This is a genomic window from Deefgea piscis (assembly GCF_019665785.1).
In the GTDB taxonomy this organism is placed as follows: domain Bacteria; phylum Pseudomonadota; class Gammaproteobacteria; order Burkholderiales; family Chitinibacteraceae; genus Deefgea.
Window position 1 is genome coordinate 243,839 of record NZ_CP081149.1, and the last position, 26,620, is coordinate 270,458.

The following is a 26,620-nucleotide window of genomic DNA, read 5'->3' on the forward strand; positions in this document are numbered from 1 at the left end:
CTGCTGTTGGCATCGATTTTTACGTCAAATTATCGTGGCCAATGTAATTCTACAAAAGCGCCCATCAAATCGGTTGCACCGGTCCAAAAAATCTGAATCCCCAGACAAAACAAAATAAACGCCGAAAGTCGAAGAAAAATCACCGACCCAGTTGCCCCTACCCATTTCAATAATTTATCGGCGTAGCGATAACACCAATACACCGAATATGACGTAATCGCCACAGCAATCACGCTGGCAATCGGCATAGTAAAGGTTTCAATACCCGATGATTTAAAGCTCGCCCCCAGCGTAATGGCGACGGTAATTGAGCCTGGTCCAACGGTAATTGGAAACGTGAGCGGGAAAAATGCTCTTTGGCGTAATTCTTCAGAGCTTGGTCGATTGCCATCGAGTGTAGAAACCGCATTGGGCGCATGCGTATCGGCCGACATTAATTGCCAACCTGCAGTTGCGACCAATAAGCCGCCACCCACCCGCACAATGGGTAAAGAAACCCCAAAAAATTCCAGCACATAAATGCCGATAAACATACTAAACACCAGCAAAATAAAGCTATAAACGCCCACTCGCTTGGCCAGAATAATACGTTCGTCTTTAGTATAGCCCTCGGTTAATACCAAGAAAATCGGCGCATGACCGGGCGGATTTAAAATTGGCATTAAAGCGGCAAAAACCAGCAATAAACTACCAAAAAATGAAGATAGATAAGGCAACATAATGATTAGACTGTGGCTTAAAAGGTGCTTTATCTTAGTGCTTCAAGCACTGAAAGGATAGCGAGCATCTTGTGCATCTGCGGATCACTGATCTGTATCAGTTTCTTGCCTGAATTTGTTGCGCCCAAACGGTGGCCTCATGCTGGCAATTTTTTACTGTATGCGGGGATAAATCCAGCGCCTTACACAGTAGGCCCACCGTATGAAACTGTTGAGACTCGGCGGCAGAAGCCAGTTGTAAGTAGGCAAAGTAAGGCCCTGAGCGATTCAACAATGCGGCATTGATGGCACTTGGCGCATTCAGCGCCTTTAATAATTCAATCAATGTTTGCTGCAAGACTTCTTCCATTTGCGAAAGCACGCCGGTTAAAAAGATTTGCTGGCATTGCGTGTTGTCTAGCTGATGCTCAGCCAGATTTTGCATAAAACGGCCACGGCGTAATGCCGCTTGTCGTGGCCGCAAATCACATCCCACCGCATCGCTTTGACTATGCAACATAAACAATAACCATCGATGCAAAGCGCCACGTCCAATCAGCAATAATGCTTGTTCAACGCTGCCAATTTCATCTGATATTTGCGTTTTGGCCATCCGCAGTAGCTTATACAACAAGACTGGATCCGCTTTCAGCGCCTCAAGCAACACTAAGGTATTGGCTTCTTGCTCAATCAGATCCAGCAAACATTGAACTTGCCCTCGCAAAGCGGCGATGGGATTCACCCCCCAAGCATCGCGAGCGCTGATAAAAGGGCCTTGAAAAAACATCACACGCTCGGCATACAGCGTCGATTCCCAAACGCAATCAAAGGCTTCATACGAATCAATATGGCAAGCCAATAAAGGCCAGTGCGTTTGCGCCATCACTTTAGCGACAATATCGGGTGAAAAGACCCAAGCTTCATTTAAATCCAGCACTAACAGGTCAATATCTGCCATCAATGCATCCATATTTGGATTCATGCATTCATGCGCCAAAATCCCAAACATAAACCCCATTTTTCGCCAAGCAATCACATGTTGGCAGATGGCATCCGTTACCGGTTCATCGCCAAAACGCAGCACAAACACGCAATGCTGGCCGTGTAGATTGGCAAATTGGGTTTCTAGAATGTGTGACGATTCAAAATGCACCACAGCAAAACGATGGCCTAATAATTGCAGTAATGGCAGATTCAGTAGCTGACTAAGCAATGCTTGATCGTATAAACGCCGCATTGCGTGCCCCGTATGTACGCGCTCGGTGATGTTTTTTTTCAGCATGAATTCATGCCCCACCACTCGCTCTTGTCGATTCACGATGCTTTCACGACAAATAATGGTTTTTTCTTCCGGATGTGGCACGGACTCCTCAATCATGCTGATGCGAGGAGATAAAGCATTAAGACGTTCAAACGCCGCCAAGTCTGATTCCACTTTGGCGCTTTGAAACAGATGATGAAAAAAGAGTGGCATCATGGCAACCTCAAGGTGGCCATTGATTATAGAAATTGAAACCGCAATGCACCATAGAATAAAGCCAGCGCATTGCAATTTTAGTCAGTCCCACTTATCACCAGATAAATAGTGGGTATATCTCGCTACAAAATAAAATAAAAAGCCTACAAACCTATACTGCCGCAGATTGGAGTGTAGTGACTTCAACTAGCACATTGTGGTTGGCATCCGACATCCACAATTGGCCATCTTGAATGGTGCACTGCAACTGCATCGTGCGCGCCGTCATTTGGGTTAACTCGGCCAAGGTATCGCTTGGAATGCTCACTACATTTAAATGATCAAAGCGCGTTAATGCATTTTTAATGCCATCCCACCAAATATCGACCACTCGCCCGCCGTAGGCATAAATCCACACTTCATTGGCGCGACCGCAGCCTTTTTTAATGCGTTTTTCATCGGGTAAACCCAGCTCAATCCAAGTTTCAATCGCGCCGGTTAAATCTTTTTGCCAAACATCAGGCTCATCATCGGCCGATAAGCCACGAGTTAATTCCAACGATTCACTCGCATGCCGCGCAAAAGCCACCAAGCGTAACATCATGCGCTCGTCCGTTTCCGAAGGATGGCGCGCAATCGTGAGCGCATGACTTTGATAATAACCACGGTCCATATCCGTGATATTTAGCTCGGCCTTGAATACCGTTGATTTAATTGCCATTGATTGTCGTCCTTATGAAGGCCGACAGTGTAACGGAATCTGTCCAAATCGGCGTGAGCAACACAATGCCTGCCCCAGTTCATAAGCGCTCGCTCTGCGTAATTTGTCTCTTTATGGTCATAAAACCAGCAATTCATCGTATTTGAATAATTGGCGGCTACCGTAGAGATTATTTCCAGCATCGGAACCCCTATGTATGCCAGCCGCGATCGCCTTATCTTATTGGACGCCGATGGCACCATTATCGATGCATTTAGCGCCATAGAAACTGCATTTAACCTGCATGGCATGCAAATCGGCGATTTGGAACGCTTTCAAAAAAGGCGCAATCTATTCAAATATTTGGGCGGGCTGAAAGAATTTCCGCGCAATCTGGCTAAAAGCCTCGGCAATTCCAATCGCAAAGAACTCATCGCCACCCTGACCGACATTTATCGCGAACAAGCGATGCTCTACCCCAGCATCGCCCCTTTGCTACGGCAATTACTCGCCACGCCGGGCATTAAAGTCGGTCTAGTGACGCGTAACGTCACGCACGAACCCGCCATTACTCTGGCTCGCCTGTTTGCACGGCATGATTTAGATATTCAGCAATTGGATTTTTTTAGCTGCATAGCGTTAAAAACGCCCAAAAACGTGTATTTCAGCACCGCGCTTAACCAATTGGGCATCAACCCCGCTCGCGCTTTTGCTTGTGGTGACGAGCATAAAGATTATCTGGCCATGCAAGCGGCCGGCGTGAATCCCTTTATGGTGTCCTACGGCTTTGAAGACCTACAGCGGCTGACGCTCAAATACGCGGTACCCGAAGTGATTATTTCACGCACGCCAGAAGAGCTCGGCGCACGAATCCGGCATGCATTTGATTTGCCGGATTCGATTTTGAATTAAGGAGGTATATCCATATAAGACATAAGAAATAATCAATACAAAGACATGCCTAATAGATCAAAGGAATAACATATTTTGATGTGTCGCATACAGCACCAAAACCGACAACAGTGCGCAATACATGCTGGTGAGTTTTTCTACCGCCAGCCGGCCATCAGGTCGGAACAGCATGATCAAGGCAAAGCTAATCATGTAATAACGCGGCTCAATCAGCCATGAAGGCATCAAAAATAGCAGGCTAGCGACAAGAATCGGCAGCAAGATCGGCCGCTGCTGCAGGCTATGCGCCAAATCTAATATCGCGAGCACAACAGGAATAAAAAATAGGATTTTTAGCTGAAAACTGGCAAAAATCTTCATTAATATCCAATTTCTAATAAATAAATCTTCATTCACATTGTTATACGGGTGCGTATTATTAAAGGCGAATAAATACAGCGCAAACAACACGGCTAGCATCAAGCCGGTATGATGCTGCGCCAAAGCAAAACGGATATTGTCACGGGTTCGAGACAACACCAGCGGCAAGAAAATAAGGCAATAACAAAATAAGAAAAAAAACACATTGCCACTATTTAAAGCAAAGGGTGGATGCATACTGCGATCACCCACGGCCACGCCTTTATTGAGCACTAAAAAAATAATAAATACCAATAAACCCAAGCCAATCGGCCAGCAATTTCGAGCAAAAGCCAATAAATTAGCGCGATTAACACTAAATTGGGTTTGTTGCAGCCAGCACAATGCGGGAATGGCAATCAGCCAAATCACATTATTTTGCCGTATTCCCATACTCAAAATTAAAATAAAACAGCCGAGTAAATAACGCTGCCGCAAACATAAATACAAGCCAGCTAGAATAAAAAATAGCGACGCCACATCGTTATAAATCAAAAAGAAAAACGGAAAAATCGTCGGAAAAACAGCAAATTGAACCACGCGTTCAACACTCGTTGTTTGCTGCAACACGCGATTTGATTGATAAAAAAAGGCAATACACCCCAAACCGAGCGCCGCACTAAAACCACGTAATAAGGCGGTTGAATCTGAATTAAACAAGCGAACGATCCAAGACATTAAATAATGATAACCAGAAACACTGGTTAAAAATGGGTCATGAATCAATCGACCTGAAGCATAAGTCACGATTTGCGATAAATTGGTATGCTCGTCAACGCGTAGCGGGTCGGTTTTAAAATAAATCCAGCCAATCAATACTAAGCCGAGCAATAAAATTGCATTAAGGTAGTGATTAATTTTATTCATGATTGACTCCAAATCCCGATATTGCGGGCAGGAGTGATGATGATCTGGCATGAAATGCCGAAGATTAGAGTTTGCATTGTTTCCTTCCATCCATTGGGATGACCTCGTAGCGGGTCATTTATGCTGACTATGCCACAATGGAAAATGAAAGAAATCAAAAAAACCAATAACTCGACTTAAATCAAAAAAGGGCGTTACTTTTCAGCAACCACTTAAAAAAATGGCCTGCAAAGCAGGCCAGATACGACGATTTAAACGCGCAATAGCGCGATTTTAAGTGGGTGCTGACCATCTGATGTTGGGAAATCGCTATCAGGCTTAATCCATTCCATGCTGCTGATTGGGCGGCCGGCTTTAGTCGCCGAGCGCTCAAGTTGATCGAGCCAAGCATCGCGTGACACTTGCGCAACGTTATTGCAACAAATCAGCGTACCGCCTTCGTTGGTCGACAATAGCGCGGGCTTAAACACTGAGGCGTAATCATTGACCAAATCAACCACGCCAAACGGGCTTTTCGAGAAGCGAGGTGGATCGAGCATCACCAAATCAAATTGCTGTTTTTCCAGTTTTGGGAACGTTGGCATGCGTTTACCGCGCACCATTGTCGCCTGACCTTTACCTGATAATTGATTCAACGCCGCAAAAGCATCCGATTGCACAAAGCGCACGCGGATCGGCAAATCGTTGAGTTTGGCATTGTCTTTACCCACCAATAAACTCGACTCAGCAAAATCAATATTCACTACATGGCGGGCACCGGCTTTGGCGGCAGCAATACCCACGCCGCAGGTGTAGGCAAATAGATTGAGCACGGATTTGCCTGCGGCTTCTTGCATCACGCGACGACGGCCGGCGCGTAAATCCAAAAATAACCATGGATCTTGACCGTTGTGGCGACCTTGAATGCGGTAATTCACACCCAGTTCTTGAGCAATGCGTGGCTCGTAAGCGATGATTTCTTCGGCTTCGGTCAGACGATTCATCACCCGCGAATTGCCGTGGCTGCGATCGTTATACACGAGGGCGCAAGCTGGGTAAGTGCGGGCATAAAACGCTTCGATTTCAGCGTATTGTTCAATCGACAAAGCGCGGTGGAAGGTTTGAATCAGGATTAAGTCGTTGTAACGATCAATGGTTAAGCCAGGTACGCCTTCAATACTGCCGTGAAATAAGCGATAAGTATTGGTTTGCTCGGCGGCGAGTTGCGTAATTAAATCCGCGCGGTTGGCTAACGCCGTATCCAATAAGGAAAACAATGGTTCTTGCATGGTATCAGTCATGGTCTATCTCAATTAAATTGTAATGGGTTTATTCTTGGGTCGGTTTGCGGGCGCGCTTGGCTTTTGCAGACACAACATCCACTTCTTCGGCCGCAGGTGCTTCGGCGACTTTCCGGACGCGTTTTGGCTTCACCGGCGCAGCTTCAAGTTCCGTGCTCACTGCAGGTACTGCTTTCGCAGCACGTGTTTTGGGTTTTTCAGCTGTGGCGGCAATTGCTTCTGCTACATCAACCTTGGCTTTACTCACCCGCTTGGCTTTCACTGGCACTGCTTCGCTATCCAGTGCAGCACTCGCTTTAGGCTTGGCCACTTTACGTTCAGCGGTGCTGGTAGCGGCTTTTTTAGGTTTAGTCTCCAAGGCAGTTGCTGCTTGCAAGCAATTGATCACGCCCAAGCCTGCTGCACGGCCGCTACTAAAACATGCGGTGAGTAAATAGCCACCAGTTGGCGCTTCCCAATCGAGCATTTCACCAGCACAAAACACTTTAGGCGCGGACTTCAGCATTAAATTCGCATCTAACGCAGCAAAGCTCACGCCACCGGCAGTGCTAATGGCTTCATCCAGCGGGCGCGGTGCCAATAGTGTAATGGCTAATGATTTAATCGCCGCTGCCAATTTCGCCGGTTGCATAAAGTCTTCTTTACTCACCAATTCACGCAATAAGCCGGCTTTCACGCCTTCAATCCCCAGCTTGCGGCGTAAATGATTCGCCATCGAATCAGCGCCGCGCGGCAACGATAATTCTTCGGTAATACGCGCCAATGATTTTTGTGGCACTAAATCCAACCACAAGGTCGCACTGCCGTGTTCGGCAATGTCGTCTCGCAATTGGCTAGACAGCGCATACACCAAGCTGCCTTCAACACCGCCTGCGGTGAGGACAAATTCACCGACTTTTTTTGCATCGTGCGGGCGAGTTGCTGCCGCAACGGTTTTAAGTGGGCTACCCGCAAATTTTTCACTTAAATGCGTGCTCCAAGCGACATCAAAACCGCAATTGGCCGGTTTTAATGGCACGATATCCACGCCTTGCTCGGCCAATAATGGCACCCAAGCGCCATCTGAGCCGAGCTTAGCCCAGCTACCACCACCTAGAGCCAAAACCACGGCATCAAATGTCAGCTGAACTTCACCTTCTGGATTGGCAAAGCGCAGCGCTTGGTTTTTATCCCAACCTAACCAGCGATGACGAACATGAAATTTAACGCCGCTGGCTTTAAGCCGCGCTAACCACGCACGCAATAATGGTGCGGCTTTCATTTCTTTGGGAAAGACTCGCCCGGAAGAGCCAATAAAAGTTTCAATACCTAAATCATGTACCCATGCAGTGAGTGCATTGGCACCGAATTGTTCAATCATTGGCGCGAGGTTTTGGCTCGCTGAGCCGTAACGGCCTAAAAATTGAGCCGCATCTTCAGCATGGGTAATATTCATTCCGCCGACACCGGCCAATAAAAATTTACGTCCAACCGAAGGCATTGCATCAAATAATTCTACTGAAAATCCAGCCGCAGCAATCACTTCGGCCGCCATCAAGCCAGCAGGGCCACCACCAATAATGGCAACAGAGGGAGAGGCAGTCGATTTTTTCTTAGGCATAGGAAATCCAAACTCAAAGGCAATAAAACGCGAAGGCTCTCTTATACCGAAATTCATCGGCTAAGACTGCACAATTTGCTGTTTTTACGCATTTTTTACTGGAAAAACCGCCCGTCCAGATCAAGATCAATCGCCACCAGATATCGATCAAGCGATTTGTGAGGATAAAAAGCGGGTCAGCTCAGCCAACGGTAATGGCCGTGAGAAATAATATCCTTGAATTTCATCGCAATGCAGCTGCGCCAAAACGGCCAAATGCGCCTCAGTTTCCACCCCTTCGGCAATCACCGTTAAGCCCAGATTATGCCCCAAGCGAACGATGGCATCGACAATGGCTGCGTCTTGGTTGCCAGACACCAAATTACCGACAAAACTTTGGTCAATTTTTAATTTATTAATCGGGAATCGTCTTAAGTAGGACAGACTTGAATAACCGGTACCAAAATCATCAATCGACAGCATCACCCCTAAATCGCGTAATTGCTGCAACAATTCAATTGTATGATCGGCGTCTTGCATCACCACACTTTCTGTAATTTCTAATTCAATCCATGCCGGATCAACAGCCGTGGTTTGCAAAACTTGACGCACTAAAGACAAAAAATGCGGGTGCTGAAACTGCCGAACCGAGATATTAATCGCCACAATCAGTGGCGTACCGGCGTCTTGCCAAGCTTTAGCCTGCTGGCAAGCGGTACGTAAAATCCAATCGCCCATCGGAATAATCAGTCCGGATTCTTCCGCCAAGGGAATAAACTCAATCGGTGAAACCAATTTACCAAGATGATGCCAACGAATTAAACACTCAACACCAATAATCTGTAATGAATGAATATGCGCTTGGGGTTGAAAATACAGCTGCAATTGATTGCGTTCGATCGCATAGCGCAAATCGGCCTCAAGTGCCAAACGCTCTATGGCACGTGCATTCATTTCTTGATCGTAATAACGTAAGGCATTACCACCTTGCTGCTGCGCTTGCTCAAGTGCCGCATCCATATTGCGAATTAAGGTCACCGCATCACCGCCATCTTGTGGATAAATGGCGCCGCCCATACTCAAGGTTAAAAATAACTCATGACCGGCAATTAAAATGCCGACTTGCAAGGCATCGTGCAGCTCTTTGGATAGCAACTCTGGCGGCCGCTCTTCACCGCTTAAATCCAATAAAGCCGCAAAATATGAACTCTCAAATCGATATAAAACCCCACCAAATTGTTGAATAATCGGCTGTAATCTGGCGGTGACGGCAACCAATAATTCATCACCCGCTTCATAACCCAAACCGCCTTGCACCCGCTGAAAACGATCAATCGCAATCAAAATAACCGCATACGGCGTATCACCCAATGCGGCAATATCAGCTTCAAAAACGCGGCGGTTGAGTAAATCAGTCAAGCGATCATGGCGTGCGGCATGGGCTAATTTTTTCTCTGCGCGCTGACGCGCATGAATGTAATACGCGACCAATATCGCAATCACGACAATCGCCAAGCTATACGCCAGCACCAGCTTCACCATCACGCTAACGTCATACAATGACCGACGACTTGCCGTTTCGATTTCTTGACTCACATCGACAAAAGAGCGATCCAATTGCAATAACAATTCATTGGTATCAATAGCGCTTTCGACCAAAATAGCCCTTGCTTCATCCGCATCAACCGGATTGCTACTCATCACATGCTCTAGCTTTTCGGCCAATAGTTGCGCATTTTCATTCATGGCCATAATCGCAATGTGCCGAGGATGTTGATGCCGCTTCGGATTGGATTGCTCTACCAGCTGAGTTAAGCGTAATTGATTGTCGCGGTATTTCTTTTTGAACTGTGCTTGATTGAGCCCATAAGCAAAGTATTGATTCATGATGACTTGGCGTTCAGTGACCTTGGTTTTGAGCTCACTGATGGTGCGCAAAATTGGGACTGATTCATTCACCAAAGGCTGAATCACCGCGTTCACTTGCTTGCCACTATAAAGCACGATAATGCTCAGCAATAAACCAAGACCAATCACGACCGCAAAAAAGAAATAAACGCCAAATTGAGAAATCAGCGGTTTCAACCACTGACAACAGCGTCGAGTCAACGAATGACGCATTTAACCTACTTATCAAGAAAGAATGGTGTATTTTTTATAGCGTATAAGTTGAAACAGCGCACAAATGTGCGCTGTTTCTTTACGATAAATCAACGATGAGATGGTGCATGCTGCAATAAAGCGGCGTCCGCATTGAGCGAAAGACTCAAATGCCGCTCATATTGCTTCAAAATATCGGCCAGCACTTCGGATTCAACCAAAGACTGCACGTCATAACCCTTGCGACCATCGGTAAAATAAGTCGTCGGTTCAAACGTCTCAGCTTGCTCTGAGGTCGGTAAAGCGGTATTGGCTAAAGCAAAATCAGGTACTAGTTTTTGCGTACACGCCACGCCATAAACAAAATCACGCAACTGATTTTGGGTGACTTCCAATTGCACTTTATCTTCGCTAATGCGCTCAACCTTGGCTTGAACGCCATTTTTAAGCAATTCTTCGGCAATTTTTTCCATCGCCGGCTGCACCGTATCGCTTAAAAAAGCCCGAACATCTTGCTGTGTAGGCTGACGTAAAATCTGCACCAAGCGTGAACGCCAGCGTTGGCCATTCCAAAAATTACTCGCATGCGATAATTTTTGCTGTGCATGCAATTCATCCGCTCGCAAACCTTTGAGCAAACTAAAGCACAGCAATAGCATCACTACCGCAAACGGCAAAGCCGCCACTATGGTCATCGATTGCAAAGCTTTTAAACCGCCAGCGGTCAATAAGCAACCGGCAACCAAACCCAAAATCACCGCCCAAAATAAGCGTTGCCACACTGGTGATTGGGTATTGCCACGGCTGGCAATATTATCGATCACAAAAGCGCCCGAATCGGCAGAAGTCACGAAGAAAATCGCAATCAATACCAAGGCAACGGCTGAGCTCAAGCTAGCTAGTGGTAAATAATCAAGGAAAGTAAACAACAGCGCATCGACATTACCCGCACTGGCACCCAGCGCGCCCATCGCGGTATGGGTATCGACCCAAATGGCAGCATTGCCAAATACGGTCATCCACAAGAAATTAAACGTTGCTGGAATCACCAAAACGCCAACGATGAATTCGCGGATGGTGCGACCACGCGAAATCCGCGCGATAAACATACCAACAAACGGTGCCCAAGAGATCCACCAAGCCCAATACAAAATGGTCCAACCTTGGTACCAGTTTTCTGAATTGGCCGGCTCATAAGTAAAATTGCGGAAAGTCAGTTGCACAACATTGGCTAAATAATTGCCAATATTTTCACTAAAGCTGCCCAATAAATAGAGTGTTGGGCCCGCAATTAAAACAAACAGCATTAGGAAGATAGCTAGTGATAAATTAATTTCACTTAAGATTCTTACGCCCTTTCCCAAACCAGATGCTGCCGATAAACCCGCTAAAGTCACAACGGCTGCGATTAAACCCAATTGCATCGGCAAGCCAGAAAAATCCCAGCCACTGACGTGAGTTAAACCTGCTGACAGTTGTAAAACCCCATAACCTAGCGTGGTAGCAATCCCGAAAATCGTGCCGCACAGCGCAAACACATCGACCGCATGACCCCAAGGGCCATTAATACGATCTTTTAAAATGGGATAAAGCCCCGAGCGCACGGTCAGCGGTAGATTGTAGCGAAAGCCAAAATAGGCCAGCACCAGCCCGACCACACCATAAATCGCCCAAGCATGAATCCCCCAATGAAAGAAGGTCATCAGCATGGCTTCGCGCGCAGCAGATGGCGTGCCAACGACGGCAGTGGGTGGCGCAATTAAATGCTGTATTGGCTCGCCGACCCCGAAATACATCAGCCCTACGCCCATACCTGCAGCAAAAAGCATGGCGATCCACGAGGAAAACCGAAACTCGGGCTCGGCATCATCCGGTCCTAAGCGAATATTGCCGTAACGACTAATCGCGATACCAATTAATAAAATAACGAAAGCGGCGACAGCCAGAGTGTAAAACCAAGAAAAATACTCGGTAATCCAGCTTTTGCTGGAGTTAAAAATGTACTCAGCCTGACTCGGCGCAAGCATTGAAAATAGCAATAACACCAGCACTAAAGCCAAACTAGGTAGTACTACTGGCCAACAAAAGGTCGTTCGTGTTGATAAGGTAGACGTCTTCATCCACTACTCCTTTTCATTTTCAGAAAAAACACCATAACATGCTGAACTCGATCAACCCAGCCAAATATGTACATCTTTGTAAGGAAAGACGTGCTGAAAATGAAAAAATCATCGCCGTTTTCTAGTATGACTAATTCATATTTCAAACACAAAAAAGCCGCACTAACGGCGGCTTTGGCGAGATAAAAACCCCATCATTGGATCAAAAGTGAATCCGCCTCAATTTCGAGCTGGCATCACCCTGATCAACATAGAATACAGCTTAGTAATGCGGTGGAATTTCATCCAAAAGACTGCGTCCAGACTGCTCGGGGCCCACACTTCGTTCTTGTAAATAACTCACTTGCTGTTGCAAATGGTCAATTTGCTGCTGTTGCCGCGCGATGATTTGATTTAAATCATCGAGTAATTCGTCTTGCAATACAAGGCGGATTTCTAATTCGGTGATGCGCGCTTCCATAATCACTCCAATAAACTTCAATATCAATTTGATGATACTCGCTTAGCGGCAGATTTCGTTTTTAAAACACTGAGCGCCGCTAGCCAAAATCAGCAACCCAAGGCAAGATAATGCTGAGATCAACCACCGCGCTATATATTCAATGAGCATTCAATTTCAAGGTATCAATCTTTACACCCTGCCAGAAGCACGCGATCAGGCGCCACAACTGCATGCCCGCATCGTTGAAGTGCACGGTGAATGGCTGATTTTATTTGGCAAAAAAATGGCCTTCACTGACGATGCCGATCTGGTGGCGATGCTGCGTGAAGCCGATCAAACCACACCGTCCATCTATAGCAGTAAAACCGCTGCGGCTGATTTTCTCGACCTCCATGCCAGCGCTTTTGCCAGTATCTCGTGTTAAAAGTGGGTCATCGAACCAAGCCACAGCCGTAGCTTAGTTCAGCCTGGCGCTAACGAGCGCGTGGTTTCTTTGCCAGCGTTGCACCGGGTTTACCCGATTGCGGGCGATTAGCCGTCGCCGCTGCTTTGGGTTTTCCTGCCGCAGCACCGTGGGGTATTGCTCGCTGACCATTGCTTGCCGTGCTGCGTGCGCCATTACTTCTATTGGGTATCTTACCAACCGAACCCGGGCCTCCGCCGCCACGCGCATTGCCCTTCGGCACCGGTCGTGCTTGCAGCGCGCGCTCTTCCGGCGACTCCATTGGAATGAGATGCTTCGGGCTATTGCCAATCAAATCAGCCCGCCCCATCTCGCGCAGTGTATCGCGCAGTAGTGGCCAGTTTTTTGGATCGTGATAACGCAAGAAAGCTTTATGCGCTTTACGGCGTTTTTCATCACGAATCACATCGACTTTTTCCGAGCTGCGATGGATTTTTTTCAATGGATTGCGCTTGGTATGCCACATCGTCGTAGCCATCGCCATCGGCGTTGGCGTAAACGCTTGCACTTGATCAGGGCGAAAATCGTTTTTCTTCAGCCACAGCGCCAAGTTCAGCATGTCTTCATCCGACGTTCCCGGATGCGCGGCGATAAAGTAAGGAATTAAATACTGCCGCTTGCCGGCTTCTGCACTAAATTTTTCAAACATCGCTTTGAATTTTTCAAAAGTACCGATGCCCGGTTTCATCATTTTTGACAACGGGCCTTCTTCGGTATGCTCCGGCGCGATTTTCAAATAGCCCGACACATGATGCGTGACCAATTCTTTTACATATTCTGGCGATGTGACCGCTAAGTCGTAGCGCAAACCCGAGCCAATGGTGATTTTTTTCACGCCCGGAATCTTACGTGCCTTGCGATACAGTTGAATCAAACTACTGTGATCGGTGTTTAAATTCTCGCAAATGCCGGGATAAACACAGCTTAAACGGCGACAGGATTTTTCGATTTTGGGGTCTTTACACGCCAAGCGATACATATTGGCGGTTGGTCCACCCAAATCAGAAATATGCCCAGTAAAGCCAGCGGTTTTATCGCGGATTTCTTCGATTTCGCGCAATACCGAGCCCTCACTGCGGCTTTGAATAATGCGCCCTTCGTGTTCGGTAATTGAACAGAACGTACAGCCGCCAAAACAGCCGCGCATAATATTGATCGAAAAACGGATCATATCCCACGCGGGAATCACTTGCTGGCCGTAACTTGGATGCGGATTGCGCGCAAAATATTGATCAAAAGCGTAATCCATTTCGGCGGTTTCTAGCGGAATCGGCGGTGGATTCATCCACACATCCCGTTCGCCATGCTGCTGCACCAAAGCGCGGGCGTTGCCGGGATTGGATTCCAAATGCAGCGTGCGGCTAGCATGCGCGTAGCTGACCGGATCATAAGTCACCGTTTCAAACGACGGAATCCGAATCACCGTGCGGCCGCGCACTTCGCGGCGCGCGGCAAGGCGCGCTTCGCGAGAAACCATTTGAATAACTTGGGTGTTTGCGGCAGAAGACTCAGCAGTATTGCCCGCTGCACTTTGCTGTTTCTCGTCTTCCATCGCATACGGGTTAGGATGGGCTTCAACTTTGCCAGGTATATCGACAATCGACGAATCAAGCTCAACCCAGCCAGCAGGCCGCCAACCATGCGGGGCCAAAAATGCTGTACCGCGCACATCGCGGATTTCGCTCATTTTTTCGCCAGCAGCGACGCGCTGCGTCACTTCAACCAAGGCGCGTTCGGCGTTACCAAATAGCAGCAGATCGGCTTTGGAATAAATCAGCGCCGACTGGCGGATTTTATCGCTCCAATAATCGTATTGCGCGATGCGGCGCAAACTGGCTTCGATACCGCCCGCCATAATTTGCACACCCGGATACGCTTCGCGGCAACGTTGGCAATATACATTCAGCGCGCGATCAGGTCGTTTACCCGCCATGCCGCCTGCGGTGTACGCGTCGTCCGAACGCGGTTTTTTATCTGCCGTATAGCGGTTAATCATCGAATCCATATTGCCTGACGTGACGCCGAAATACAGCCGCGGCTTGCCAAGCTGTTTAAATTCGTCGGCAGAGGTCCAGTCGGGCTGGCTGATAATCCCAACGCGAAAACCCTGCGCCTCGAGCAAACGCCCCAATAGCGCCATACCAAAACTTGGATGATCGATATAGGCATCGCCAGTGACCAAAATAATGTCGCACTCATCCCAGCCCAGCGCATCCATTTCCTTGCGGCTCATCGGCAAAAAAGGCGCAGGTTGACGCGGCGTTACGCCTGCGGGCAAATCATAAATCGGGGAATGAGAGGTATTCATGCTGATCACAAACAAGGCTAATCGCGCATTGTCGCAGATTTTTGCTGGAATGCAGAGCTAAACCGCGAGTTATTTATCTATCCCGATGTTGAAAAACCTTAATGTTTTTAAGGATTTAAGTCTGATTTAAGCTCGCATTTGATTCTTAAGTAGCACTGCAAACCGCATGCTCATTTCCAAACTGAACGCCGCCGTCAGTCGGATGGCAATTCACGCATGGATTTTGTTGTCGCCTAAGATCTACGTCAGCAAAAATAAGTACTATATTCAGAAACACAATGTAATATCTCCATATTTACTGACATTTTAGTATATGAATATTTGCGTTTATTTCATCACGTTTGATCTGGAGTCAATACAATGAAAGCAAAATCCTTATTACTTCCTCTTGTTCTATCATCGGCATTGGCTGTTTCAGCGGCTTGGGCGGGCGATGATCATGGCGGTGAAGTTAAACCAGAGCCGTATGCCGTTGGCAAAACCCTGACTAAAGCAGTGCAAGCCAGCATTACGCCAGAGCAAGCCATTACCATTCTCAAAAATGGCAATGCTCGCTTTAGTAGCGGCAAAGCCCTTGCCCCCGATTATAAAAAACAAGTAACACAAACTGCGCTGGGGCAATACCCACTGGCCAGCGTCGTGGCCTGTATTGATTCGCGCTCGGCGCCTGAGTTGGTGTTTAATCAAGGGATTGGTGATTTATTTACCACTCGTGTTGCAGGCAATACGGTCAACGAAGATATGCTAGGTAGTCTTGAATATGCCGCCAAAGTGGCAGGATCACGCGCGATTGTCGTACTGGGCCACACCAGCTGCGGCGCCATTAAAGGCGCGTGCGACAACGTAAAAATGGGCAATCTAACCGGTTTACTCGATAAACTCATGCCGGCGGTCAATGCCACGCAAACCAGTGGCGAGCGCAATTCACATAATCATGAATTCGTGCAAGATGTGGCCGAATTGAATGTGCAGCAAACGGTGGAAAAAATCCGCCAAATGAGCCCAATTCTGAAAGAAATGGAAGAACAAGGCAAAATTAAAATTGTTGGCGCAATGTACAACACCAGCAATGGCCAAGTGACTTGGTATTGAGCTGCAGCCATTAACCAAAAAGCCCTAGCGGTATATACGCTAGGGCTTTTTGATGTCTTCCTTTTTGCTATTGAGCTGCAAACTCAACGTTTAAATAGCAATGTCATCCCGTCGCCTGCTGGCAACATGGCATGCTCAACGCGTGGATCATCCCGCAACTGCCGATTAAAATCATGCAAGATTTGCACGCTGGCTGGATGATGCGGCTTAGGGTTGGCAACACGGCCACCAAGAAACATATTGTCCAAAATAATCAAGCCGCCCGGACGTACCAATTCCAAAGCAAAATCATAATACGTTGGATAAAACGGTTTATCGGCGTCAATCAACATGCAATCAAAGCTGCCTGAATGGCCTTCAGCGACCAAGGTTTCTAAAGAAAACACCGCAGCTTGCAATTTAAGGGTGATTTGCTCTTCAACACCGGCTTTTTTCCACCACTCTTGGGCAATTTTAGTAAACTCTTCAACCAAATCGCAGGCGATCACGCGCCCTTCTGGCCCCATTGCCAGCGCCGCAGCGATTGAGCTATAGCCAGTAAAAGTGCCAACTTCGAGGTATTTTTTCGCGCGAATTAGGCGCAATAGAAAAATCAGTAAGGCACCTTGTTCCGGCGCAAACTGCATTTTTGCCACCCGATGTTGGGCGGTAAAATCACGCAGTTCACCTAAAATGGCCGGTTCGCGCAAGGCGGTATCGAGGAAATAATTGCGCATTTCATCGTTTAAAGACAGCGTTTCGCGAGACATAATACTCATTCACTACAGCAAAAAAACGATTATACCGCGTGAACGATCCGCTTTACCCACGGCATTATTATGGATTTGGCGTAAAGAGCGCCTCTTGGTAGGTGTAATCAGCGCCAGCAACAAACCGCTAGCATTTCAAACGCGCCTGAATTCGAATCAGCTCTAGCGTCGACTCAATCGATTGTAAACGTTGACTAGCATGCCGGCTTAATCGTAGACCTGGCCTTTGCTCGGGTGGATTATTGCGAATTAATTCATGCAGCCGTTTATGAAACTGCAAGGCTTTTGCATAATCGCCCTGCTCCACATACAGCATGGATAAAACCTCGTAGGCTTCAATACTCAGCAAAATTTGCTGATGTTGCTCACTTAATGCACAAACGGTTTCTAGGCATTCAACGGCGTGTTCGTACTCGGTCAATTTAATAAATGTTCGCGCCAGCGCCAATAAAACATGGCTTTCACCCCATGAATTATGCTGCTTATGGTGAATTTTATAGGCCCGGCTTAAAAACTCTTGCGCCTTGGCATACTCGCCATGTTCAAAACAAATCATACCTTGATAAAAATCGGCTTCGCCCAACCAAGAAGGTCGATTTAAACCGGCATCAAATGCAGCTCTAGCCTTAGTGAGTGCCGTAAGCGCGGTTGCAAAATCTTGTAATCGATAAGCATCGGCAGCAATATTCAAGCCAATTTCAGTATCGAGCTGCACTAGATTGAGCGAGCTCGCAATCATTTGTGCCATGTTATGGCAATGTAAAGCGCGGGTATATTCACCGAGACCAAAGAAGAACTTACCTACACCAATATACGCCTGCGCTGCGGCATGAATGTCGTGCCGCTCTCCTGCGATTTCTAGTGATTTAAGCCAAGCATCCAAAGCGCGATAATACGCCAGACTGTCGTAATAAATTTGCCCGAGTCGCAAATAAGCTGCAGCCAAATTTGGCAGCAGTTGTTCGCGCTTTAAGTAGCGAATTAGTTCATTTTGCTGCGTAATCGCTTGGGTTTTATTCGGTAATCGTTGTAAAACGCGCACCTTGGTTTGCAGTGCGATGGCAATTGCTTCAGGTAATTGCTGCGCTTGCATCGCATCGAGCATCGCATCAGCCTGCACCAAAGCCGCGGCACAATCTTGATTGGCCAAGGTCGCAATGGCATTGCCGCGCGCCTCTAATTGGCTTAAATCAAGCATGATCGACCTCGGCAAAACGCACACAATTTCGCCCACCATGTTTGGCCGCATATAAGGCCTTGTCGGCACGCGCCAATAATTGTTCTGCGCTTTCGCCGTATTGCCATACGGCACAGCCCAAACTAATCGATACACACAAGCCGGTTTGCAAATCGGCCCAATTAAATTGTTCGATCTTTTGGCGCATTCTTTCGGCGATATGGCTGGCGATAGCGATATCAATATGATGCACAATCAACACAAACTCTTCACCGCCATACCGCGCCAGCATATCGTTATCACGGCTTAATTTAGATAGCACATCACACGCTGTACGTAATACAACGTCGCCAATATGATGGGAAAAGTGATCATTAATTTGCTTAAAGTGATCAAAATCGATCATGATCGCCAGTAAATTCCCCTGACTTTCTTGGGTTAACCGCAGTAATTCTGGCAAGCGCTCATCCAAAGCGCGGCGGTTATACACGCCGGTGAGTCCGTCGTGATAAACGGCACTTTCTAGCTCTCGTAAGCGATCAACTTCTTGATGACGTTGCTGCTTCAGCTGGTTCACTTCCAGCTCCGAGCTGAGTAGTTTCAATTTCATTTCGACATTTTGCAGCCGACGCTTATCGTTGGCGCGAAATTGGCTGTATTCTTTTTGCCGTTGCAATTTCATGAAATGATCGTGATAAGCAATGTGATGCATCATCGCTCGCACAGCGTCGCCTTGCGCTTCATAAATCAGATAGAGTTGATAATGAATTTGCTGCAATAGATATAAATCTTGAAATTCATCCACCAAAGCCAACGCTTGTTGCAAGTAGCTTAACGCCGCTTGCGGCTGATCAAGCCGAAAGCTTAACTTGCCCAACCCCAATAAATTGACTGTTTGTCCCCAAACAAAACCGGCTTCGGCATTGATTTGGCACGCCATCTGTAGGCAATCGAGCGCCAAGCTCGATTCACCTTGCTCGACATGAATTAAACCGAGGTAATTAAAAATCTCAGCTTGCCAATCGCGCCGCAATGGCAAAATTAAAAACGTTTTGGCTTGTTGCAATACGTCATATGCAAGCGAAAATTCTCGTAACGATAATAAGGTGGCACTCAGGTGTAGCCGTGTTTTACAGCGTAAATCTTGATCCGCCGATAAATCGGCCCATTCACTGGCTAAGGCTAAATAATGCAGCGCCTTACTGTGCTCGTTGTGCTGCACATAGAGATTACCCATGCCAAGATAAGCTTCAGCGTACAGTGTTAGTGCATTGTCTAAGATGGCCGCTTGCAAAGCGTCAAGATTGGCTAAAAAAGCCGCATGCAATTGCCCTAGGCTTTGCAGCGCACACGCAATACCGATCAAACTTTCTGCGGCCAAGCGATGTGCTGCGATGGCTTTAGCCTGTGTGAGTGCCTTACGCAAAATGGGGAGTGCGGTTTCAGCGCCAGATAAAATGTAATGCGCTTGCCCAAGCAGTAAAGTGGCCTGGGCAAGCGCCGCCGCATCATGTTGCTGCTGCGCAATCCGCAGCGCTTGCTCGGCTAACAGCAGCGTTTGCTGGCAATCACTGCGATATTGCTGCCGCGCAGCCATCAATAAAGTGTCAAGTTCAGAAACCTGATTGCTCGAACAATTGCTAGATTGGATTTTAGCCAATTAATACACCACCAAGGTATCAGCTTTTAAGTTTTGATATACATTACCCACAAGCAGATACCCTGCTATTTATTAAGCTCTTGTAAAAGTTCGCGTAAACGATCGCTATCTTCAGCCGCCAGCATTTGCGCCACAATCGGCGTAATAAAAGCCATTTCTGCCGATAAAATCAGCTGCTTCACTTTAAGCAATTGAATCGGTAGCATCGAGAACCGTCGCAAACCTAAGCCCAGCAATAAACGGCTTAAACTTGGGTCGCCGGCCATTTCGCCACACATCGACACTGGCTTACCCAAGCGATTGGCAGTACTGATCACGTGATACAGCAGCTGCAGCACCCCGGGATTGAGTGGATCGTACAAATGGCTGACTGCATCATCATTGCGATCTACTGCCAAGGAGTATTGAATCAAGTCATTGGTACCGATGGAAACAAAATCCAAATGATTTAAAAAAGTAGCCACGGCCATCGCCGCAGCAGGGACTTCAATCATGCCGCCGAGCTCGATGCCTTCATCAAATAAAATCTGATGACGGCGCAAATCGGCTTTGACCTCATCTAAATGCCCCCGCGTTTGCTTCACTTCATTAATCGTCGATAGCATCGGCAACAGCAGTTTCACCTTGCCAAAAGCCGAGGCGCGTAATAACGCGCGCAATTGCGTGCGAAACATTTGCGGTTCGGCCATGCATAAGCGAATTCCGGTCAAACCCAAAGCTGGGTTGGGGGCTTCGCTTTCAGATTGCCACGAAGGGATTTTATCTTTACCCAAATCGACAGTACGAATAATGACTGGCTTGCCTTGCATTGACTCAGCAACCGCCTTATACGCAATAAATTGCTCTTCTTCGCTGGGTAAATCGTCTTCTTTTAAAAACAAAAACTCAGAGCGAAATAAGCCAATACCAAAAGCGTTATTTTCTAGCGCCAGCTCACAATCTTCGGGTAATTCAATATTGGCGTACAACTCAACTGGCGTACCATCGCGTGTAATCGCTTGACTGGTTCGGATGTCTTGCAGCGCGTTTTGTTTCAGCAGCCAATCGTTTTGCCGCAAACGATATTCGGCCAAAATCAGCTCGTCTGGATCAATAATAACGACGCCATTAATCCCGTCGACAATGATAAGCTCTTGCTCGCGAATCATTTCCCGCGCGTGGCGCAAAGCCAATACCGAAGGCAAATCAAGGCTGCGCGCTAAAATCGCCGTGTGTGAAGTCACCCCACCAACGTCAGTAATAAAGGCACGATAATTACTATCTTTAAACAACACCATATCGGTGGGCGATAAGTCATGCGCGACTAAAATGCAGTCGTCGCCACCGCAATGCGGCGCATGAAAAATCGGCTCATGTCCGGCCAAGGTTTTAAAGATGCGCTCAGTCACTTGAATGACATCGGTGCGCCGTTCGCGCAGATATTCCTCTTCGATTTCATCAAACTGCGCCAACAACACATCCAGTTGTTGCTGCAAAGCCCACTCGGCATTGCAATGCTGGGTTTGAATTAAGTGAATCGGGTCTTTGGATAAGGTGTGGTCGTTGAGCAGCATGATATGCAGGCTTAAAAATGCCCCCAGTTCAGTGGGCGCATTTTCGGGGATGCTTCCCCATAGCATTTCAAGCTCTTTGCGAGTATTACGAATTGCGTCTTCAAAGCGCAGCACTTCACCGGCGATCGCTTCGGGCGGCAATTGGTAATGCACGATTTCAATATCGGCTTGCGATATTAAATGCGCGTGACCGATGGCAATACCGCCACCAATGCCTAAACCATGCAAAGTAATACTCATCCATTTCCCTCCAAGGCGAGCATTTCGCCCAATGCACTCATTCACATCGCTAGATCATGCCAAGTGAACCAATTGTTTGCCTGCTGCGTGGCCTCGCATCAACACATCACCCATGCGGCCTGTCATGTTTGCGCGAGGACTTACTCGCCTTCACCAAATTTATCCGCAATTAAGGCTAGCAATGCATCCATCGCTGCTGCCTCATCGGGGGCATTACTGGTTTCAATGGTTATTTTGCTACCCTTGCCTGCAGCCAACATCATTACACCCATAATTGACTTGGCATTGACTCGGCGTTGATTACGAGTGATCCATACCTCGCATTGAAACTGGCTGGCTAATTGCGTTAACTTACTCGATGCTCGCGCATGCAATCCTAATTTATTAATGATTTCTACTTCTTGTTGCAACATTATTAATCGCCTTTTTCATCTTGTGGCACCGTGGGTAGCATATACAACACCCCTTCTAAACCACCCGTAATGGCTTTGCTAACGGCAATATCTAGCGATTGATGCCCATAAGTTAATGCTCGAACCAGCATCGGCAAATTAACTCCAGCGACCGCTTCAACGTGGCCGGGAACAATTAAACGATTAGCGATATTTGAAGGTGTGCCACCATAAATATCCGTCAATAATAAGACGCCTGAACCATCGTCCAGCTGATTGATCAATTCTTGCGCTCGTTTCATTAATTCATCGGGATCATCGGCTTTACTCACCGCCAATTGAGCCAATTGCGGCAAAGCACGCCCCATAATGTGCTGAGCACAAGCAATAAGCGCTTCACCCATGGTGTAATGAGTGACAATGATGATTCCTACCATGTGTGACGGGATCCTTTTACTGCTCGTGTTTAGAGCTTTGAAATCAATTTAGCTAAAGTTTGTTAACGCGTGGTTTACCCAAACCAAAACATTGACATACCCCAGATATAATATAGCTGTTTTAAAACTTACGACATGTTCATAGTACCTAATAACATCACTACAACAATTTAGCGTAATCGATACAAATGGGGCGGTGATTTTAGCCACGTTAAACGCTGTTGTAATTGTTCGGTGATATACACATCACCGTTGGCACTCACCATTAACACGTCTTTAATTCCAAAGCGCTGCGCGTAAAGCAGTGCTGATGGCACGCCTTGAATAAACATCGGTTTGGTCGCCACATCAGACACCGTCCCCGCATCAGCATGGCTTGGACTTAAGACCGTCACCGCCTGCACGCCTTGTGCTGGCTGCCCATTGCGGGGATCAATCACATGAGAATAACGCCGACCATTCATCTCAAAAAAGCGTTGATAATCCCCCGTCGTGCCGATCGCTTCGCCGTCATACAAGGGCAAGGTCGCCATGGCCTCAGGCAAACGTGGATGTTGCAAACCCACCACCCAAGGCTCGCCGCCTTTTTTGCCCAATGCAATCACATTGCCACCAATGTTCACCAGCGCATTCATCACCCGCGCTTTACGCAAATAATTGGCCGAATGATCTAAAGCCCAGCCCTTAGCAAAACCACCAAAATCAATCGCTAACTGTGGATTGCTACTGCTCACGCTAGCGCCATTCCACGTTAAATTGTCTAGGTTAGGTTGCGCGGCTAATGCCGCTTGTAAGGCCGCAGGGTCTGGCGTCACCGGTGCAAATTGGTCTTGATGAAAACCCCATAACTGCACCAAATTGCCAACGGCAGGATTAAATAATTGATCTGAGCGCTGTGCATAATTGGCCGCTTGTTGAATCATTTGCGCCAATTCAATGTCCACCACGGCCGTTTCACCGCGGGCAAAAGCTTGGTTTAAACGGGTCACTTCAGAAGGTTGCCAAGCGTGCAGCTTAAGGTGTAAGCGATCGAGCTCTTTTAAGACGGCATTGGCATGTTTTGCAGCAACGTCGGGCTCTAAACCATAAATACTAATTTGTACCCGAGTGCCAAATACATAGCTCTCTTGGGTATACAGCTGCGGCTGGCTACAGGCGCTCAATAGCAAACCAAGGGCCATCCAAGCAAAGCGCCATTGCCGAGAGCGCCACGCAGCATTTAAAAAACGCGGCACCCTGCCCTCGGTTGTTAAATTGACCATTCGCTCTGCCGCATCGCGGTTTAGCACTGCTCCAACACCTTACGCTCTAAAGCATCAATAAACAGCGCCGCAACATCAATCCCCGATTGGGCGCTAATTTCTTGGAAACACGTTGGGCTAGTTACATTCACTTCGGTGAGATTGTCGCCAATCACATCCAAGCCCACCAAGAACAAGCCTTGTGCTGCCAAACGCGGGCCAAGTTGATTGGCAATTTCACGGTCACGTGCGGTCAAAGGCCGCGCAACCCCGGTGCCACCAGCGGCTAAATTGCCGCGCGTTTCGCCCTGCGCGGGAATTCGTGCCAAACACCATTCAACGGGTACGCCATCAATCAGTAAAATGCGTTTATCGCCGTCTTTAATCGCCGGTAGATATTGCTGCGCCATAATGGAAACCGTGCCATTGGTGGTGAGCATCTCGAGTATCGAGCCCAAGTTGGCGTCGTCTGGGCGCAAGCGGAAAATACCCGCCCCGCCCATACCATCGAGTGGCTTCACAATCACATCACCTAGCTCAGCGACAAAGGCGCGAATATCGGCTGGATTTTGACTGACCATGGTTTCGGTGGTGAATTCAGGAAACTTAAAAATCGCCAATTTTTCATTAAAATCACGCAAAGCTTGGCCGCTATTAAATACATTGGCGCCTTGCTCTTCAGCCAAACTAAATAGCTGCGTTGCATAATAATATTGCTGATTAAACGGCGGATCTTTACGCATGATTACGCCAGAAAAATCGCGCAAAGCGATTGTTGCTGCGTCGCCTTCTTGATACCAATTATCTGCGTTTGGCGTGAGCGTTAAACGCCGCGCAGTCGCTTGAACCAAAGTTTGCTGCAAACTCAATTCGTCAATCAAACAAGTCCAAACTTCATGCCCACGCACGATGGCTTCGCGCATCATGACAAAGGTCGTGTCTTTATAAATTTTAAAGCTAGCGAGTGGATCAACTACAAATAAAAATCGCATTTTTGAATCCTTTTTAAATAGCCCAACTCGATTTCACATTTTTAATGCCGTCGCTTGAAAAGAATCGCCACCATTGTTAGCCAATGATGGCGCCTTGACTCAGAGAAATTCTAGATGACATTAATGACGTAAGTTAGTGCGCCAATTTCATCACAATCACGCCGCCGATAATCATCATCGCGCCCACGCTACGCATCACGGTGAGCGGATCGTTAAACCACACCACGCCAACTAAAAATGTTCCTGCTGCGCCAATGCCGGTCCACACCGCATACGCGGTACCAATTGGAATCTGCTTTTGCGCCATCCACAGCAACAGACCACTCACCGCAATCGAGAGAATCGACGCGGCAATGGCCAATTTAGGGTACTGGCTGGTTTGTGACAGTTTAAATCCCAGCGGCCAGCCAATTTCACAAATCCCCGCGCCCAGCAAGAGCAGCCAAGCTTGGCTTAATGCCGACATTATTCTTGTTCCAATTCAAGCGAAGCGGCCAAGAGCGCCAAACGCGCTACCACGCCATAGGCGTAAAAACGATTAGCTTCACAATCGGGCGAGCCATCACAATCGGGGGTGGTGAGCGGAGTGGCAAAAGCCAAGGGCTTAAAGTGCATGCCCGGCGCATTGAGGTTTTCGTCGATACCACGGCCAGTATGCACGCGATAAAAACCACCAATCACAAATCGATCCAACATATACACCACGGGTTCAGCAACGCCATCATCGACGATTTCCATCGTTGGCACGCCTTCTTGCACGATTACATCGTGCACTTGCAAGCCTTCTTTAATCACCGACATTTTATTGCGCTGCTTGCGATTTAAGCCGATCAATTCTTCGCCCGATTTCACGCTCATAATCCCCATGCCATAAGTGCCGGCATTGGCTTTCACGATTACAAATGGCGTTTGCTCAATACCGTGTTCGGCATATTTAAGCGCAATTTTTTGAATCATTTGATCGACAGTCGCCGCCAGTTTTTCCTCGCCTTCACGCGATTGAAAATCCAGACCATCGACATGATCAAAATAAGGATTCACGACCCATGGATCAATGCCAATCAATTGCGCAAAATCATTCACCACACGATCATAAGCCGTAAAGTGCTGCGTTTTAGTGCGCGTTGACCAGCCCGCATGCAACGGTGGCAACAGCGTTTGTTCGATATTGACTAATATGCTCGGAATACCGGCTGACAAATCGTTGTTGAGCAGCACCACGCAAGGATCAAAATCGGCCAAACCAACGCGATTGCCAGTACGAATCACGGGCTCTTGCACCATCGTGCTGCCATCGGGTAATTCCAGCGTTGTTGCAGTGGTGATTTCTGGATTCAGACTACCGATGCGGACCACCATCCCAGCTTGGCGCAAAATCTTGCTCAGCGCCGCCACATTTTGTAGATAGAACTGATTGCGAGTGTGATTTTCTGGGATTAACAATACGCGGCGCGCATCAGGGCAATAGCCCTCGAGTGCTGTCATCGCCGCTTGCACTGCCAGCGGGTGAAAATCCGGATTCAGATTATTAAATCCACCCGGAAATAAGTTCATATCGACCGGTGCCAGTTTATAAGCCGCGTTGCGTAAATCGACCGAACCATAAAACGGCGGGGTATGCTCTTGCCATTGATTGCGAAACCAATGCTCAATCTCGGGTTGCGCAGCGAGGATTTTTCGCTCAAGGTCTAAGAGAGGCCCGGTTAAGGCTGTAGTCAGGTGCGGCACGCTCATGGCGACTCCGGCGAAAGTAGAAAGGGATC

General features: G+C 47.6%; 23 protein-coding genes. 3 read left to right on the forward strand and 20 right to left on the reverse strand.

All coding sequences use genetic code 11. The features are described 5' to 3' along the window. Positions 1-29 precede the first annotated feature (29 nt). The 3 genes from K4H25_RS01160 to K4H25_RS01170 all read right to left on the reverse strand — a co-directional run bounded on the left by K4H25_RS01160 (position 30) and on the right by K4H25_RS01170 (position 2,875). Positions 30-719: a MarC family protein gene (locus K4H25_RS01160; RefSeq protein WP_221021657.1), complete on the reverse strand. Its 690-nt coding sequence runs from the start codon at positions 717-719 to the stop codon at positions 30-32. 97 nt (positions 720-816) lie between these two features. Continuing rightward, positions 817-2,175 carry an EAL and HDOD domain-containing protein gene (locus K4H25_RS01165; protein WP_221021658.1) on the reverse strand — a complete coding sequence of 453 codons (1,359 nt, stop codon included), beginning with the start codon at positions 2,173-2,175 and terminating at the stop codon, positions 817-819. A gap of 151 nt (positions 2,176-2,326) precedes the next feature. Continuing rightward, positions 2,327-2,875: a YaeQ family protein gene (locus K4H25_RS01170; protein ID WP_173532684.1), complete on the reverse strand. Its 549-nt coding sequence runs from the start codon at positions 2,873-2,875 to the stop codon at positions 2,327-2,329. Between the two features lie 192 nt (positions 2,876-3,067). Between K4H25_RS01170 and K4H25_RS01175 the strand changes: the two genes are divergently transcribed. Continuing rightward, a complete protein-coding gene (locus K4H25_RS01175) occupies positions 3,068-3,766 on the forward strand; it encodes an HAD family hydrolase (protein WP_221021659.1) in 699 nt (232 codons plus the stop codon). 57 nt (positions 3,767-3,823) lie between these two features. Here the strand turns inward: K4H25_RS01175 and K4H25_RS01180 are convergent, their stop codons facing one another. The 6 genes from K4H25_RS01180 to K4H25_RS01205 all read right to left on the reverse strand — a co-directional run bounded on the left by K4H25_RS01180 (position 3,824) and on the right by K4H25_RS01205 (position 12,571). Next, positions 3,824-5,032, reverse strand: a complete 1,209-nt coding sequence (locus tag K4H25_RS01180; RefSeq protein WP_221021660.1) for a Dol-P-Glc:Glc(2)Man(9)GlcNAc(2)-PP-Dol alpha-1,2-glucosyltransferase — start codon at positions 5,030-5,032, stop codon at positions 3,824-3,826. Between the two features lie 251 nt (positions 5,033-5,283). Next, positions 5,284-6,312: a class I SAM-dependent rRNA methyltransferase gene (locus K4H25_RS01185; RefSeq protein WP_255587891.1), complete on the reverse strand. Its 1,029-nt coding sequence runs from the start codon at positions 6,310-6,312 to the stop codon at positions 5,284-5,286. A 28-nt stretch (positions 6,313-6,340) separates the two neighbouring features. Continuing rightward, positions 6,341-7,912 carry a TIGR03862 family flavoprotein gene (locus K4H25_RS01190; protein WP_221021661.1) on the reverse strand — a complete coding sequence of 524 codons (1,572 nt, stop codon included), beginning with the start codon at positions 7,910-7,912 and terminating at the stop codon, positions 6,341-6,343. A 147-nt stretch (positions 7,913-8,059) separates the two neighbouring features. Continuing rightward, a complete protein-coding gene (locus K4H25_RS01195; RefSeq protein WP_221021662.1) occupies positions 8,060-10,012 on the reverse strand; it encodes a putative bifunctional diguanylate cyclase/phosphodiesterase in 1,953 nt (650 codons plus the stop codon). Positions 10,013-10,101: 89 nt separating this feature from the next. Further along, the gene (locus K4H25_RS01200; RefSeq protein ID WP_221021663.1) at positions 10,102-12,111 is read right to left on the reverse strand and encodes a BCCT family transporter; all 2,010 of its coding nucleotides are present in this window, start codon (positions 12,109-12,111) and stop codon (positions 10,102-10,104) included. 262 nt (positions 12,112-12,373) lie between these two features. After that, entirely contained in the window at positions 12,374-12,571 is a 198-nt protein-coding gene (locus tag K4H25_RS01205; RefSeq protein WP_173532690.1) for a SlyX family protein, read from the reverse strand. A gap of 142 nt (positions 12,572-12,713) precedes the next feature. Between K4H25_RS01205 and K4H25_RS01210 the strand changes: the two genes are divergently transcribed. Next, entirely contained in the window at positions 12,714-12,977 is a 264-nt protein-coding gene (locus K4H25_RS01210) for a hypothetical protein (protein ID WP_221021664.1), read from the forward strand. A 49-nt stretch (positions 12,978-13,026) separates the two neighbouring features. Here the strand turns inward: K4H25_RS01210 and K4H25_RS01215 are convergent, their stop codons facing one another. Then, positions 13,027-15,324: a YgiQ family radical SAM protein gene (locus tag K4H25_RS01215; RefSeq protein ID WP_221021665.1), complete on the reverse strand. Its 2,298-nt coding sequence runs from the start codon at positions 15,322-15,324 to the stop codon at positions 13,027-13,029. A gap of 360 nt (positions 15,325-15,684) precedes the next feature. Here K4H25_RS01215 and K4H25_RS01220 point away from each other — a divergent pair, with 360 nt between their 5' ends. Then, on the forward strand, positions 15,685-16,416 hold the full coding sequence (locus K4H25_RS01220; RefSeq protein WP_221021666.1) for a carbonic anhydrase family protein: 732 nt from the start codon (positions 15,685-15,687) through the stop codon (positions 16,414-16,416). 83 nt (positions 16,417-16,499) lie between these two features. On the opposite strand, the gene K4H25_RS01225 is transcribed toward K4H25_RS01220, so the two are convergent. The 10 genes from K4H25_RS01225 to gshA form a co-directional block, all read right to left on the reverse strand. Then, positions 16,500-17,174 carry a class I SAM-dependent methyltransferase gene (locus tag K4H25_RS01225; RefSeq protein WP_255587892.1) on the reverse strand — a complete coding sequence of 225 codons (675 nt, stop codon included), beginning with the start codon at positions 17,172-17,174 and terminating at the stop codon, positions 16,500-16,502. 118 nt (positions 17,175-17,292) lie between these two features. Further along, complete coding sequence (locus K4H25_RS01230) at positions 17,293-18,363, reverse strand: tetratricopeptide repeat protein (protein WP_221021667.1); 1,071 nt, start codon at positions 18,361-18,363, stop codon at positions 17,293-17,295. Then, positions 18,356-20,002, reverse strand: coding sequence for a GGDEF domain-containing protein (locus K4H25_RS01235; protein WP_221021668.1), 1,647 nt, complete (start codon positions 20,000-20,002; stop codon positions 18,356-18,358). Before K4H25_RS01235 ends, K4H25_RS01230 begins: the two co-directional genes overlap by 8 nt. 65 nt (positions 20,003-20,067) lie before the next feature. Beyond that, positions 20,068-21,795: a phosphoenolpyruvate--protein phosphotransferase gene (gene ptsP / locus K4H25_RS01240; protein WP_221021669.1), complete on the reverse strand. Its 1,728-nt coding sequence runs from the start codon at positions 21,793-21,795 to the stop codon at positions 20,068-20,070. A 140-nt stretch (positions 21,796-21,935) separates the two neighbouring features. Then, entirely contained in the window at positions 21,936-22,208 is a 273-nt protein-coding gene (locus K4H25_RS01245; RefSeq protein ID WP_221021670.1) for an HPr family phosphocarrier protein, read from the reverse strand. A gap of 2 nt (positions 22,209-22,210) precedes the next feature. After that, entirely contained in the window at positions 22,211-22,624 is a 414-nt protein-coding gene (locus tag K4H25_RS01250; protein ID WP_173532698.1) for a PTS sugar transporter subunit IIA, read from the reverse strand. Positions 22,625-22,794: 170 nt separating this feature from the next. Continuing rightward, positions 22,795-23,913 (reverse strand): FAD:protein FMN transferase, encoded by a 1,119-nt coding sequence (locus K4H25_RS01255; protein ID WP_255587893.1) that lies wholly within the window; start codon positions 23,911-23,913, stop codon positions 22,795-22,797. Next, the gene (gene gshB, locus K4H25_RS01260) at positions 23,907-24,857 is read right to left on the reverse strand and encodes a glutathione synthase (RefSeq protein WP_221021671.1); all 951 of its coding nucleotides are present in this window, start codon (positions 24,855-24,857) and stop codon (positions 23,907-23,909) included. The genes K4H25_RS01255 and gshB overlap by 7 nt, the downstream gene beginning before the upstream one ends. Positions 24,858-24,990: 133 nt before the next feature. Beyond that, on the reverse strand, positions 24,991-25,323 hold the full coding sequence (locus K4H25_RS01265) for a DMT family transporter (protein WP_182075933.1): 333 nt from the start codon (positions 25,321-25,323) through the stop codon (positions 24,991-24,993). After that, positions 25,323-26,591, reverse strand: coding sequence for a glutamate--cysteine ligase (gene gshA, locus K4H25_RS01270; RefSeq protein WP_221021672.1), 1,269 nt, complete (start codon positions 26,589-26,591; stop codon positions 25,323-25,325). The genes K4H25_RS01265 and gshA overlap by 1 nt, the downstream gene beginning before the upstream one ends. Positions 26,592-26,620: the final 29 nt, after the last annotated feature.

What these genes read in the sequence shown, in the direction of transcription:
- K4H25_RS01210 (WP_221021664.1), top strand. Translation starts at nt 12,714, where the DNA reads ATGAGCATTCAATTTCAAGGTATCAATCTTTACACCCTGCCAGAAGCA.
- K4H25_RS01195 (WP_221021662.1), bottom strand. Translation starts at nt 10,012, where the DNA reads ATGCGTCATTCGTTGACTCGACGCTGTTGTCAGTGGTTGAAACCGCTG.
- K4H25_RS01180 (WP_221021660.1), bottom strand. Translation starts at nt 5,032, where the DNA reads ATGAATAAAATTAATCACTACCTTAATGCAATTTTATTGCTCGGCTTA.
- ptsP (WP_221021669.1), bottom strand. Translation starts at nt 21,795, where the DNA reads ATGAGTATTACTTTGCATGGTTTAGGCATTGGTGGCGGTATTGCCATC.
- K4H25_RS01225 (WP_255587892.1), bottom strand. Translation starts at nt 17,174, where the DNA reads ATGAGTATTATGTCTCGCGAAACGCTGTCTTTAAACGATGAAATGCGC.
- gshA (WP_221021672.1), bottom strand. Translation starts at nt 26,591, where the DNA reads ATGAGCGTGCCGCACCTGACTACAGCCTTAACCGGGCCTCTCTTAGAC.
- K4H25_RS01190 (WP_221021661.1), bottom strand. Translation starts at nt 7,912, where the DNA reads ATGCCTAAGAAAAAATCGACTGCCTCTCCCTCTGTTGCCATTATTGGT.
- K4H25_RS01265 (WP_182075933.1), bottom strand. Translation starts at nt 25,323, where the DNA reads ATGTCGGCATTAAGCCAAGCTTGGCTGCTCTTGCTGGGCGCGGGGATT.
- K4H25_RS01230 (WP_221021667.1), bottom strand. Translation starts at nt 18,363, where the DNA reads ATGCTTGATTTAAGCCAATTAGAGGCGCGCGGCAATGCCATTGCGACC.
- K4H25_RS01245 (WP_221021670.1), bottom strand. Translation starts at nt 22,208, where the DNA reads ATGTTGCAACAAGAAGTAGAAATCATTAATAAATTAGGATTGCATGCG.
- K4H25_RS01175 (WP_221021659.1), top strand. Translation starts at nt 3,068, where the DNA reads ATGTATGCCAGCCGCGATCGCCTTATCTTATTGGACGCCGATGGCACC.
- K4H25_RS01170 (WP_173532684.1), bottom strand. Translation starts at nt 2,875, where the DNA reads ATGGCAATTAAATCAACGGTATTCAAGGCCGAGCTAAATATCACGGAT.
- K4H25_RS01160 (WP_221021657.1), bottom strand. Translation starts at nt 719, where the DNA reads ATGTTGCCTTATCTATCTTCATTTTTTGGTAGTTTATTGCTGGTTTTT.
- K4H25_RS01205 (WP_173532690.1), bottom strand. Translation starts at nt 12,571, where the DNA reads ATGGAAGCGCGCATCACCGAATTAGAAATCCGCCTTGTATTGCAAGAC.
- K4H25_RS01165 (WP_221021658.1), bottom strand. Translation starts at nt 2,175, where the DNA reads ATGATGCCACTCTTTTTTCATCATCTGTTTCAAAGCGCCAAAGTGGAA.
- K4H25_RS01200 (WP_221021663.1), bottom strand. Translation starts at nt 12,111, where the DNA reads ATGAAGACGTCTACCTTATCAACACGAACGACCTTTTGTTGGCCAGTA.
- K4H25_RS01250 (WP_173532698.1), bottom strand. Translation starts at nt 22,624, where the DNA reads ATGGTAGGAATCATCATTGTCACTCATTACACCATGGGTGAAGCGCTT.
- K4H25_RS01215 (WP_221021665.1), bottom strand. Translation starts at nt 15,324, where the DNA reads ATGAATACCTCTCATTCCCCGATTTATGATTTGCCCGCAGGCGTAACG.
- K4H25_RS01220 (WP_221021666.1), top strand. Translation starts at nt 15,685, where the DNA reads ATGAAAGCAAAATCCTTATTACTTCCTCTTGTTCTATCATCGGCATTG.
- K4H25_RS01185 (WP_255587891.1), bottom strand. Translation starts at nt 6,312, where the DNA reads ATGACTGATACCATGCAAGAACCATTGTTTTCCTTATTGGATACGGCG.
- gshB (WP_221021671.1), bottom strand. Translation starts at nt 24,857, where the DNA reads ATGCGATTTTTATTTGTAGTTGATCCACTCGCTAGCTTTAAAATTTAT.